Here is a 12,164-nt window from a genome sequence, read left to right as displayed (position 1 = left end):
GTCTAACTACCGCGGATGCCCCATCGCAGCCGCAGGCTTTGGCCCGGCGCCAGGGTGCGCATCCCGTCGTGCGTCGGGCCCGGGTTGAAGGCGTCGGGGCCGCAGGTCATCGGCTCGACCGCGAGCCCGACGTCGCGGCGCTTCTCGCCGGTGAAGACCTGGGCCCACCCGAAGGAGGAGTCGGCCCACAGCTCGGCGGTCCGGTCCTCGCGGGACAGGGTGGCCGTCCAGCCGCCGTCGGCCTCGCGGGCGAGGTCGGTGTAGGCGGTGTCGAGCACGCGGTCGCCGACGCGCGACCGTTCGCGCAGGTCCAGGCCGGTGCCCTCGACGGGCGACACGGCGACGGGCAGCAGCCGGTCGTCGACCTCGAGCCGGCTCGCGGCGGGCAGCGTCACCTCGACCTCGTCGACGCTGCTCTCGCCGACCGTGAGGTAGGGGTGGGCGCCGTAGCCGAAGGGGACGTCGGCGTCGCCGTCGTTGCGGGCCTCCACGGTGACGTGCAGGCCGTCGTCGGTGAGGGCGTACCGGAGCCGGACGTGCAGGATCCCGGGCCAGCCCGGCTGCGGGTAGATCGTCAGCGTGCAGACGACGTGGGAGTCGCCGTGCTCGGTGACCGTCCACGGCACGTAGCGGGCGAGACCGTGGCTGGCGTTGTGCCGCGCCGGCTCGGTGAGCCACAGCTGCTGCGTGGTGCCGCCCCAGGGGTAGCGGCCGTCGCGGATCCGGTTGGGCCAGGGGACGAGCTGCTGCCCGCGGCCGCCGGAGACCGGCTCGTCGGCGCCGAAGCCCTTGACCACGTCGCGGCCCTCGACCGCGTAGCGCCGCAGGCCGGCGCCGAGCCCGGTGACGGTGGCGGACTGGTCGCCCAGCGTGATGTCGAGCTGGGTCCCGGTGGGGTGGGTCACGCGTCGAACTCTAGGGCCGGGCGGAACTACGCTGGCCCGGCCATGTCGCTCACCACCGCACCGCCGCCCGCACCGCCGCCCGCCCCGTCAGCCGCCCCGTCGGCCGTCCCGGGGACCGAGCCGTCCGCGCCGCGCACCTACGCGATCCGCACGCACGGCTGCCAGATGAACGTCCACGACTCCGAGCGGCTGGCCGGGCTGCTGGAGGACGCCGGGTACGCCCGCGCCGAGGGCGACGGGACGGGGACCGCCGACGTCGTCGTCTTCAACACCTGCGCCGTGCGCGAGAACGCCGACAACAAGCTCTACGGCAACCTCGGCCACCTGGCCAAGGACAAGGCCGCACGGCCCGGCATGCAGATCGCGGTGGGCGGCTGCCTGGCCCAGAAGGACCGCGGCGAGATCACCCGCCGGGCGCCGTGGGTCGACGTCGTCTTCGGCACCCACAACATCGGCGCGCTGCCGACGCTGCTCGAGCGGGCCCGCGTCGAGGAGGCCGCCCAGGTCGAGATCGCGGAGTCCCTCGAGCGCTTCCCGTCGACGCTGCCCACCCGGCGCGACTCGGCGTACGCCGCGTGGGTGTCGGTGAGCGTGGGCTGCAACAACACCTGCACGTTCTGCATCGTGCCCGCGCTGCGCGGGCGCGAGGAGGACCGCCGGCCCGGCGACATCCTCGCCGAGATCGAGATGCTCGTGGCCGAGGGCGTGCAGGAGATCACCCTGCTGGGGCAGAACGTCAACGCGTACGGCGTCGAGTTCGGCGACCGGGGCGCGTTCGCCAAGCTGCTGCGCGCCTGCGGGGAGGTCGAGGGGCTGGAGCGCGTGCGCTTCACGTCGCCGCACCCGCGCGACTTCACCCCCGACGTCATCGCCGCCATGGCCGAGACGCCCAACGTGATGCCGCAGCTGCACATGCCGCTGCAGTCGGGCTCGGACCGCGTGCTCCGCGCGATGCGCCGCTCCTACCGCCGCGACAAGTACCTGCGCATCATCGACGACGTGCGCGCCGCGCTGCCGCACGCCGCGATCACCACCGACATCATCGTCGGCTTCCCCGGCGAGACCGAGGAGGACTTCCAGGCCACGCTCGACGTCGCCGCGGCGTCCCGCTTCGCCGCCGCCTTCACGTTCCAGTACTCGATCCGCCCCGGTACGCCGGCGGCGACGATGCCCGACCAGGTGCCGCGCACCGTGGTGCAGGAGCGCTACGAGCGCCTCGTCGCGCTCGTCGAGGACGTCGCCTGGACGGAGAACCGAGCCCAGGTCGGCCGCACCGTCGATGTCATGCTCGCCGACGGCGAGGGCCGCAAGGACGCCGCCACCGCGCGCATGTCGGGCCGGGCCCGCGACAACCGGCTGGTCCACGTGCGGGTCCCCGAGGACCCGGCGCTGCGGCCACGGCCCGGCGACCTGGTCGACGTCGTCGTGACCTACGCAGCCCCGCACCACCTCACCGCCGACGACGGCCTGCTCGCCCTGCGCCGCACCCGGGGCGGCGACGCCTGGGCCGCGCGGCAGGCCGGAGCCACGGCCGCCCGGCCGGTGGTCGGGCTCGGGCTGCCGACGGTCGGGGTCCCCGCGCCGCTGCCCGCGGCGCCCGTCTGCGGCTGACCGCCGCGCCACCCACGACGGCGGGGCGACCGCGGCGGAACCGGCCCCGCTGAGCCCCTGGGCTGCGATCCTGCTGCCATGCCTGACGACTGGAGCTGGTTCTGGGCCGGCGAGAACGGCCGCGACAACCTCCTGCGCGAGGAGATCGAGGGCCTGCAGAGCACCGCGTACGCGGCCTCGGCCCAGTCGGCGCGGCTGAGCAGCCAGCTGCGGACGCTGCAGGGCTCGATCGAGTCCCGGCTGCAGGCGCTCTCCACCGCGTTCGACGCCTACGTCGAGCTGGGGGACGTGCGTGAGCAGCTGGCGGGCCACCCCGACACCAGCGCCGTCCGTCGCGAGGCGCTGGCCGCGCTGACCGTCCTCGAGCAGGGTGGGGTCCCCGAGCCGCTCGAGGCGCCGGACGTGGACTACTGGCTGGTCCGGGCGACGCACGAGGTCATCGCCCTCGCGAGCGGCGGGCCGGCCGCGCCGCACGGCGGGTCGGAGGGACGGCCGGACCAGGAGCACGAGACCTTCGTGGTCGCGGCGCTCGGCTGGCTCGGACGGGGCGAGGTCGTGCGTGACCGCGTCGCCCCGCTGCTGGTCGGCGACGGCGTGCTCGCCGCCCCCCAGGTCGTGCTGTGGCGCGCGCTCACCCACGGGTGCTTCCCCGGCGCGCTGCCCTCGGTGCGCGACGTGTGGGCGCGCGACCTCGACCTGCAGGCGGCCACCTGGGACCGGTTCGCCGCGACGGGCTCGCACGCCGACGGCCCCGTGCAGACGCTGCGCTGGGTGCAGGCGCTCGTGGAGGGCCGCTGGTCGCCGACCCGGCCGGACTCTCCGGAGCCGGTCCGGTCGGGCGACGGGACGTCGTCCGGACCGGCGGTCGCCACGGGCGGGGGGCCGACCGACGACCGCACCGCCCTGCGTCGCCTCGTCGAGGCCCTGGTCGGGATGGGCATCGGGTCGGAGCGCGCCCTGCTCGAACGGGCGCGGGTCCTGCGGGCCCGCATCGAGGACCCGGGCGCGCCGGAGCCGGACCCCCAGCGTGAACCCCCGCGCACCCCGGTCACCGAGCTCGTCCAGCAGGCCCTGCTCGAGGAGGAGGTGGCGCCCGAGGTGCGCCAGGAGCTCGTCACCTGGGTGCGCCCGGGGCTGGACGCGGCGGTCACGGGCGTCGCGGCCTCGGTCGCCGCCCGCCGGCCGGGTCCGCGCACCGTGCACACGGAGCTGGGCCCGGTCGAGGTGACCGGCGCCGGCGCCGACGCGGGCAGGCTCGCCGCCCTGGACGCGCAGGCGGTCGAGCGGGCCGCGTCGCCGCGCTCCGCGGTGGTCGTCCCCGGCGCCGCGGCGGCCGCGGCGCTGCTCGTGGGCGTCGTGCTGCTCGCGGTGGGTCGCCCGGGCTGGGCCGCCCTGCTGCTCGTCGTGGCCCTCGTGCTGGGCGGCGTCGCGGTGCGGGCGGTGCTGCACGCCCGCGGCGCCCGGACCGAGCTCGAGGCCGTCCGGGCGCGTACCCGCAAGCGCGTGGAGGACGGGCGTGCCGCGGCCGCCGCCGACGAGTCCGAGGCCCGCGCGACCCAGGCCGAGGTCGCGGCGCTCGCCCGGACCGTCACCGGCGAGGCGCCGTCGGTCCCGGCCGCAGCGGCGGCGCCGGCCCTGTCCTGACCGCCCTGCTCTGACCGTGCTGGCCTGAGGGTCAGGGCCTGACGGCGGGCTCAGCCCGCCGGGGTCCGGCGCCGGGTCGTGCTCAGGCCGGGCGGCCGCTCTCCGGTGCACCGGTCCCCGGGGCACCCGCGTCGGGCGCCCCGTCGCGCCGGGCGTAGTCGCCGAGCTTGTCCTTCGCGAGCGCCGCGCCCTTGTCGATCTGGGCGCCGTGCTGGCCCCCGGTGCGGCGGTCGGCCTCCTCGGCCACGCGGTCGACGACACCGTCGATCTTGTCGGCGTGCTGCTGGAGCGCGTCTCGTGCCTTGTCGAAGATGCCCATGCAGGAAGGGTAGCGAGGGCCCCGCGGCAGGCAGACTGGTCGCGTGACCGTCGTGCTCGCGGGCCCCACCGCCTCCGGCAAGTCCGGCCTCGCGGTGGCACTGGCGCGGGCGTACGCGGAGCGCGGCCAGCCGGCCGAGGTCGTCAGCGCCGACTCGATGCTCGTCTACCGCGGCATGGACGTCGGGACCGCCAAGCCGACGTCCCGCGAGCGGGCGGGCGTCGTGCACCACCTCGTGGACGTGCTCGACGTGCGCGAGACGGCGACGGTGGCGCAGTTCCAGGCGATGGCCCGGGCCGCGGTCGCCGACTGCCTCGCCCGCGGCGTGGTCCCGGTCCTGGCCGGCGGGTCGGCGCTGTACGTCCGCGCCGTGGTGGACGCGTTCGAGTTCCCGGGCACGGACGCCGCCCTGCGAGCCAGCCTGGAGGCCGACCTGGAGGCGGTGGGGGCGGAGGCGATGCACGCGCGGCTCGCCGAGCGGGACCCCGCCGCCGCCGCGGTGATCCTGCCGGGCAACGCGCGACGCGTCGTCCGGGCGCTCGAGGTCGTCGAGCTGACCGGCCGCCCGTACGCCGCCGAGCTGCCCGAGCGGCGCTACGCCCTGCCCGACGTCGTGCAGATCGGGCTCGACGTGCCGCGCGACGTGCTCGACCGGCGCATCCGCGCACGGGTGGACGCGATGTGGGCGGCGGGGCTGGTCGACGAGGTCCGGCTGCTGGAGGCCGCGGGGCTGCGGGAGGGGCTGACGGCCTCGCGGGCGCTCGGCTACCGCCAGGTGCTCCAGCTCCTCGACGGCGAGGTCGACGAGGACGCCGCACGCGAGGCGACGGTGGTCGCGACGCGCCGCTTCGCCCGCCGCCAGGACTCGTGGTTCCGCAAGGACGACCGCATCACCTGGCTCGACCACGACCGGCCCGACCTGGTCGCGGCCGCGCTCGTCGTCGCCGGACCGCAGGGCCGGGGCCGCGTCGCCGCCTGAGCGGTGGCTCCGTCGGGCGGGCTGGTGCGGCGGTGGGATCATCGTCGGGTGCGGCGGTGGCGGTTCAGCAAGGGGCACGGGACGCAGAACGACTTCGTCGTCCTGCTGGACCGGGACAACACGCTCCAGCCGACGGTGGAGGACGTGCGCTGGCTGTGCGACCGGCGCGCCGGGATCGGCGGCGACGGCCTGCTGCGGGCGGTCCTCGCGCGGCACGTGCCCGAGTGGGACGGGGACCCGTCCGTGTGGTTCATGGACTACCGCAACGCCGACGGTTCCGTCGCGCAGATGTGCGGCAACGGCGTCCGCGTGTTCGTGCGCTACCTCCTCGACGAGGGGCTGGCGACCGGCCCCGAGGTCCCCGTCGCCACCCGCGCGGGCCTCAGGCCCGCGACCGTCCTGCCCGACGGCAGGATCCGGGTGGGCATGGGGCAGGTGGCGGTGGGAGCCGGCAGCGTCCGCGTGACGACGGCCGACGGAGCGGCGTTCGACGCCACCCCCGCCGACGTCGGCAACCCGCACGCCGTCGCCCTCACCACCGGCATCGAGGCGCTGGACCTGACGCACGCCCCGCGCTGGGAGCCCGCCGACGCCTTCCCCGAGGGCGTCAACCTCGAGTTCGTCGAACCCCGGGGTGAACGGCACGTCGCGATGCGCGTCTTCGAGCGCGGGGTGGGGGAGACCCGCTCGTGCGGGACGGGGACGGTCGCGGTCGCCGCAGCGGCCCGGGAACGCCTCGGCGGGGGCGACGGCGTCTGGACGGTCGACGTGCCCGGAGGACGGGTCGAGGTCGAGCTGTCCGGGGACGAGGCGACCCTCACCGGGCCGGCCGTGCTCGTCGCGCACGGCGAGGTGACGCTCCCGGGCCACTGAGGCCGGGGCAGCCCGGGGTCGCGCCGGGTCCGCGCACCGCGCGGAACCGCGACGACGAGATCAGCCGAGGTGGCCGAACGCCGGATGGCGGGGGTCGAAGGCCACGGCGCGGCGCACCGCGTTCCCCAGGGGGCGCAGCTCGTCGCGGTAGACGGCGGCGACGGCGGTCAGCGGGATGGCCACGCAGGTGACGGCGACGACCAGGAGCAGGACGGGGACCAGAGTGGTCATGAGCGTTGTCTTTCCGTTCGGGTTCAGGAACTGACAACGATGTCACCGCCAAGCGTAGCAAGCGCCCCGCCACAGGACGACCGACGGCGCTGAGATGTCTCGATGTCAGTCGTCGACGCGGCCGCAGCGCTCCGGGCCCGGGGGAGGACGGGGAGGCCCGCTCCCGCCCGCGTACGGAACGGCCTGTGGACAACCCCGAAAGCACGTGCTGATGCTTGGTGTCGCGTGAGAACCTGGGAAGCACGATGAGTCTTCCTCGACCCGACGCCGCCACGCTGCACGACACCAGCCCCGCCCCCGACGACGAGCTCGTCGTCGAGACCCTCCAACGGTCCCGGCCGAGCGCGCCCGCTGCACCCGACCCGGTTGACGGCGACCAGCTGGACCTCGCCGACCGGCAGTCGCTGCGCCGCGTGGGCGGCATGTCGACCGAGCTGTCCGACATCACCGAGGTCGAGTACCGCCAGCTGCTCCTCGAGCGCGTCGTGCTGGTCAGCGTCTGGACGACGGGCAGCCAGGTCGACGCCGACAACTCGCTCGCCGAGCTCAAGCTGCTCGCCGAGACGGCGGGCTCGGAGGTGCTCGACGGGCTGGTGCAGCGCCGCCCGGTGCCCGACCCCGCCACCTACATCGGGTCCGGCAAGGTGGCCGAGCTGCGCGACGTCGTCGTCGCGACCGGCGCCGACACCGTCATCTGCGACGGCGAGCTGAGCCCGGCGCAGCTGCGCAACCTGGAGGACCGGGTCAAGGTCAAGGTCATCGACCGGACCGCCCTGATCCTCGACATCTTCGCCCAGCACGCCAAGAGCGCGGAGGGCAAGGCGCAGGTCGAGCTCGCCCAGCTGAACTACCTCAAGCAGCGCCTGCGCGGCTGGGGCGGCAACCTGTCCCGGCAGGCCGGTGGACGGGCCGCGGGCGGTGCGGGCATCGGTGGTCGCGGACCGGGTGAGACCAAGCTCGAGACCGACCGGCGTCGCATCAACAGCCGGATCGCCCGGCTGCGCAGCGCGCTGCGCGAGATGGACGGCACGCGCGAGACCAAGCGCGCCGAGCGCCGTCGCAACCAGGTCCCGTCGGTCGCCATCGTCGGCTACACCAACGCCGGCAAGTCCAGCCTGCTCAACCGGCTGACCGGTGCGGGCGTGCTCGTCGAGGACGCGCTGTTCGCCACGCTCGACCCGACGGTGCGCCGCTCGACGACCGCCGACGGGCGCTTCTACACCCTCACCGACACCGTGGGGTTCGTCCGGCACCTGCCGCACGACCTGGTCGAGGCCTTCGCCTCGACGCTGGAGGAGTCGGCGCAGGCCGACCTCCTGCTGCACGTGGTCGACGGGTCCGATCCCGACCCGGAGGGCCAGATCCGCGCGGTGCACGACGTCCTCGCGGAGATCGGGGCGGGCAAGGTCCCGGAGCTGATCGTCATCAACAAGGCGGACGCCGCGACGCCGGAGGCGATCGCGACCCTGCGCAGCCGCTACCGCGACGCGGTCGTGGTCTCGGCGCGCACCGGGGCGGGGCTCGACGAGCTGCACCGCACCACCGAGGCGCGGCTGCCGCGCCCGGAGGTCGACGTGCGGGCCCTCGTCCCGTACGAGCGCGGCGACCTGCTGAACCGCATCCACCAGGAGGGCGAGCTCCTCACCACCGAGCACACGGCCGACGGCACGCTCGTGGTGGCCCGCGTGCACGGCGACCTGGCCGGCGAGCTGGCGCCGTTCGAGCAGGGCAGCGCCGCGGTCGGTGCCCCCGTGCACGGTGGCTGAGCAGACCCTCGCACCCCCACGGGCCCCCGGGCAGGACCGCTCGGCGCCCGGGCACCGACGTGTCCTCGACGACGCGGTCGCCGGGATCGGCGGCGCCGACCGCCCCGGCCAGCACGCGATGGCCGACGCCGTCGCGCAGGCGTTCGACGACGGGCGCCACGTGCTGGTGCAGGCGGGGACGGGGACGGGCAAGTCGCTCGGCTACCTCGCCCCGGCCCTGGTCTGGCTGAGCGAGCACCCCGGTGAGCGCGTCGTCGTCGCCACCGCGACCCTCGCCCTGCAGTCGCAGCTCGCCCACTCCGACATCCCGGCGGCGCTGGACGCGGTCGAGCGGGTGACCGGCCGGCGGCCCGAGTTCTCCGTGCTCAAGGGGCGCAGCAACTACGCCTGCCTGCTGCGGGTCCGCGACGGCGGGGTCTCGGAGCAGGGCACCCTCATCTCCGCCGGCGACCTCGCGGCCACGGCCCGGACCAGCGCCACGCCGGAGTCGGCGCTGGGCACCGAGGTCCTCGCCCTGCGCGAGTGGGCCGAGGAGGAGGCCTCGAGCGGCGGCGTGGCCGACCGCGACGACGCCCCGTCCCACGGCGACCGGGCCTGGCAGCAGGTGTCGGTGCCGGTGCGGGAGTGCCTCGGCGCGCAGCGCTGCCCGTACGGCGACGTCTGCCTGGTCGAGAAGTCGCGGGACCGGGCCCGCGCCGCGGGCCTCGTCGTCACCAACCACGCCCTGCTCGCCATCGACGCGATGCACGGGGGCACGGCCCTCCCCGAGCACCACGCGGTCGTCGTCGACGAGGCCCACGAGCTCGTCGCGCGGGTCACCGGCGCGGCGTCGGCCGAGCTGAGCCCGCAGCAGGTCGAGCGGGTCGCCCGGCGGGCGCTGACGTTCCTGTCCGACGAGACGGCCCTCGACCTGCTCGAGTCGGCCGACGAGCTGCGCACGGCCCTCGACGAGATGCCCCTCGAACGGGTCGAGGACCCGGGCTCGCCCTTCGTCGTCGCCGCCCAGCGCGTGCGGGCGGCCGCCCGGGCCGCCGTGTCCGGGCTCACGAGCGGCACCGAGAAGCCGAGCCCCGAGCAGCGGCAGGCGGCCGCCGCCGTCGGCGAGGTCCTCGACGTCGCCGAGCGGATGGCCGGCCTGTCGGCGTACGACGTCGTCTGGGTGACCGAGCGCGAGCGTTCGGGGCGGGAGGCGCGGGTGGCGCCGCTGTCGGTCGCCGGGCTGATGCGCTCCTCGGTCTTCGCCGACCGCACCGTGGTCCTGACCTCGGCGACGCTCAAGCTGGGCGACGACTTCGGGCCCTCGGCCGCGGCGCTCGGGCTGCGTGCCCGCGACCGCGACGACTCGCCGGAGCCGTACGAGCCGGCGGGCGACGAGGACGCACCCGACGACCCGCCCGTCGCGTGGCGCGCCCTCGACGTCGGGTCGCCGTTCGACTACCAGCGGCAGGGCATCCGCTACGTCGCCAGGACGCTGCCGGCCCCCGGGCGCGACGGCATGTCCAAGGAGGTCCTCGACGAGATCGCCGAGCTGGTCTGGGCGGCCGGTGGGCGGACCCTCGGGCTGTTCTCGAGCCGCCGGGCGGCGGAGGCCGCGGCCGTCCACGTGCGCAAGCAGCTGCCCAGGCTGACCGTGCTGTGCCAGGGCGACGCCCAGCTGTCGGAGCTCACGCGACGCTTCACGAGCGAGGAGACGACGAGCCTGTTCGGCACGCTGTCGCTGTGGCAGGGCGTCGACGTCCCCGGCGCCACCTGCCAGCTGGTGATCATCGACCGGATCCCGTTCCCGCGCCCGGACGACCCGCTCACGCTGGCCCGGCAGAAGGCCGTCGCCGACGCCGGCGGGAACGGCTTCATGAGCGTCGCGGCCACGCACGCCGCGCTGCTGCTCGCCCAGGGTTCCGGGCGACTCGTGCGGCGCAGCAGCGACCGGGGAGTCGTCGCGGTCCTCGACCCACGCCTGGTGACCGCGCGCTACGGGTCGTTCCTGCGCGCCTCGATGCCGGACATGTGGCAGACCACCGACCGCGAGACCGTGATCGGCGCCCTGCGTCGGCTGGCCGAGGAGCCCTCCGGCCAGAACTGAACCACGGCTCGTGGCTCGTGGCCCGCGGCTCCGGCGCGGGCCCCGCTCCCGTCGCGGGAGCGCAACCTGCTGTCCGGGTGGGCGACCGGCTCCCGCCGACCGCAGGCGGACCGGCGGACGCCTAAAGGCGGCGCAGGACGGCGACGACCTTGCCGAGGATCGTCGCGTGGTTGCCGTCGATCGGGTCGTACGCCGGGTTGTGCGGCATCAGCCAGAGCTGGCCGGGCTCGCGCTTGAACGTCTTGACCGTCGCCTCGTTGTCGAGCAGCGCCGCGACGATGTCGCCGTTGTTCGCCGTCGGCTGCTGCCGCACGACGACCCAGTCGCCGTCGCAGATGGCTGCGTCGATCATCGAGTCGCCACGGACCTCGAGGGTGAACATCGTGCCCTCGCCGACCAGCTGGCGGGGGAGCGCGAAGACGTCCTCGATCCGCTCCTCGGCCAGGATCGGGCCGCCGGCGGCGATGCGCCCGAGCACAGGCACGTGCACGGGCTCGGGGAACGCGTTGACGCCGTTGTCGTCGACCTCCACCAGCGGGGGTCGGACGGGTGCCGACGAGCGGGTGGCGGGCGCCGCGTCGACCGCGCGCCGGTCCTCGCCCGGCAGCAGCACCTCGAGCGCGCGCGGCCGGTTGGGGTCGCGGCGCAGGAAGCCCTTCTGCTCGAGGGCCCGCAGCTGGTGCGACACGCTCGACGAGCTGGCGAGCCCGACGGCCTCGCCCATCTCCCGGATGCTCGGCGGGTAGCCCCGCGACTCCACGGTGTCGCGGATGACCTCGAGGATGCGCCGCTGCCGCGGCGTGAGGCCCGAGCTGTCGGCCGGCCCGTCGGGCAACGAGCTCACCGAGGCCGACTCGCCGAGCTGCGCAGCGATCTCGGCCTTGGTCGGCCGGCCGCGTCGGCGCGCCGGGCGAGCGGGGTCGGCAGGGCTGTCAGGCGTGTCGTCGTGGGCCATGAACGGCACTGTAGGAAAGACGCCCGAGACATTCAAACACCTGTTCGAGCGTGTCGCGCAGGCGTTCGAACGTCCGTGGGAGAGCGGGCCCGGGGAGGACCCGCCCGCCGAGCGCGACGGGCCTGACGTGGTCCGGCGCGGCGCCGCTCCCGCCGCGGTCGGCCGTCGGACGTCGGGCCCGAGGTCGTCGGGGTGGCGTGCCGGTGCCGGCGGTGTCGGCCGACGCTTTTTGTCAGACCCTCCTGCTGGACTCAGGTCCATGAACTTCTCGAACACCGATTCGAATGTGCTTGCGCTCGGTCGCGCGGTGCGGTACACATCGAACACGCGTTCGATCGAACGGACGTTCGACCGCACGCCCGACCCGTCAAGGAGCACCGTCATGAGTCTCGCGCTCGCCGAGCCCACCGCCGCACCCGTTCCGGAGCGGTCGCGGCCGGTCCTGACCCTGGTCCCGGACACCGACCTCGTGCCGACGGCGACCCCGACGCGCACCCGTCCGCGCCGGTCGGGTCCGGGTGTCGGGCCCGTCGCCCGGCCGCGCCGCCTGCGGTTCACCGCACCCGCCGCGCCGGCGACCCCGGCCGCGTGCCGCGTGCCCGCCCCGGTCGTCCCCGAGGCCCCGCGATCGGGCCACCTGACGGAGCGGGGCCTGGCCCTGGTGCTCGTCGTCGCCGCCGCGCTCGTCGCGGCCAGCGTCGCGGTGGTCGCCCTGACCGCGCTGCGCGTGACGGGCGAGAGCTACCACCCGGCGCACAGCGCCGCCGCGCCGGTCGTCGCGCAGCCCTGAGCGTCGAG

11 protein-coding genes are annotated in these 12,164 nt (G+C 75.6%); 7 read left to right on the top strand and 4 right to left on the bottom strand.

What is annotated here, in order from left to right; all coding sequences use genetic code 11:
• Positions 1–2: 2 nt before the first annotated feature.
• Positions 3–905 (bottom strand): aldose 1-epimerase family protein, encoded by a 903-nt coding sequence (locus tag BMY04_RS14665; protein WP_091182239.1) that lies wholly within the window; start codon positions 903–905, stop codon positions 3–5.
• A gap of 42 nt (positions 906–947) precedes the next feature.
• Here BMY04_RS14665 and miaB point away from each other — a divergent pair, with 42 nt between their 5' ends.
• Positions 948–2,516: a tRNA (N6-isopentenyl adenosine(37)-C2)-methylthiotransferase MiaB gene (gene miaB / locus BMY04_RS14660; protein ID WP_091182236.1), complete on the top strand. Its 1,569-nt coding sequence runs from the start codon at positions 948–950 to the stop codon at positions 2,514–2,516.
• Between the two features lie 78 nt (positions 2,517–2,594).
• A complete protein-coding gene (locus BMY04_RS14655; RefSeq protein ID WP_091182234.1) occupies positions 2,595–4,160 on the top strand; it encodes a hypothetical protein in 1,566 nt (521 codons plus the stop codon).
• Between the two features lie 82 nt (positions 4,161–4,242).
• Here the strand turns inward: BMY04_RS14655 and BMY04_RS14650 are convergent, their stop codons facing one another.
• Entirely contained in the window at positions 4,243–4,479 is a 237-nt protein-coding gene (locus tag BMY04_RS14650; protein ID WP_091182231.1) for an antitoxin, read from the bottom strand.
• 43 nt (positions 4,480–4,522) lie between these two features.
• On the opposite strand from BMY04_RS14650, the gene miaA reads away from it, so the two are divergent.
• Together miaA and dapF are read left to right on the top strand one after the other, a co-directional pair.
• Complete coding sequence (gene miaA, locus BMY04_RS14645; protein WP_332452330.1) at positions 4,523–5,458, top strand: tRNA (adenosine(37)-N6)-dimethylallyltransferase MiaA; 936 nt, start codon at positions 4,523–4,525, stop codon at positions 5,456–5,458.
• A gap of 48 nt (positions 5,459–5,506) precedes the next feature.
• The gene (dapF, locus tag BMY04_RS14640; RefSeq protein WP_091182229.1) at positions 5,507–6,331 is read left to right on the top strand and encodes a diaminopimelate epimerase; all 825 of its coding nucleotides are present in this window, start codon (positions 5,507–5,509) and stop codon (positions 6,329–6,331) included.
• Between the two features lie 60 nt (positions 6,332–6,391).
• On the opposite strand, the gene BMY04_RS22820 is transcribed toward dapF, so the two are convergent.
• Positions 6,392–6,562, bottom strand: a complete 171-nt coding sequence (locus BMY04_RS22820) for a hypothetical protein (protein ID WP_170854157.1) — start codon at positions 6,560–6,562, stop codon at positions 6,392–6,394.
• Between the two features lie 245 nt (positions 6,563–6,807).
• On the opposite strand from BMY04_RS22820, the gene hflX reads away from it, so the two are divergent.
• The gene (gene hflX / locus BMY04_RS14635; protein ID WP_091182527.1) at positions 6,808–8,328 is read left to right on the top strand and encodes a GTPase HflX; all 1,521 of its coding nucleotides are present in this window, start codon (positions 6,808–6,810) and stop codon (positions 8,326–8,328) included.
• Positions 8,329–8,446: 118 nt separating this feature from the next.
• Entirely contained in the window at positions 8,447–10,411 is a 1,965-nt protein-coding gene (locus tag BMY04_RS14630) for an ATP-dependent DNA helicase (protein ID WP_091182524.1), read from the top strand.
• A 121-nt stretch (positions 10,412–10,532) separates the two neighbouring features.
• Here the strand turns inward: BMY04_RS14630 and lexA are convergent, their stop codons facing one another.
• Positions 10,533–11,366, bottom strand: coding sequence for a transcriptional repressor LexA (gene lexA / locus BMY04_RS14625; protein WP_091182521.1), 834 nt, complete (start codon positions 11,364–11,366; stop codon positions 10,533–10,535).
• A 382-nt stretch (positions 11,367–11,748) separates the two neighbouring features.
• Here lexA and BMY04_RS14620 point away from each other — a divergent pair, with 382 nt between their 5' ends.
• Positions 11,749–12,156 (top strand): hypothetical protein, encoded by a 408-nt coding sequence (locus BMY04_RS14620; RefSeq protein ID WP_091182225.1) that lies wholly within the window; start codon positions 11,749–11,751, stop codon positions 12,154–12,156.
• Positions 12,157–12,164 lie beyond the last annotated feature (8 nt).

It is taken from the genome of Microlunatus flavus (assembly GCF_900110855.1).
Classification (GTDB): Bacteria; Actinomycetota; Actinomycetes; order Propionibacteriales; family Propionibacteriaceae; genus Microlunatus; species Microlunatus flavus.
Note: the sequence above shows the minus strand (reverse complement) of the source record. Positions and strands in the feature narration are given on the sequence as shown.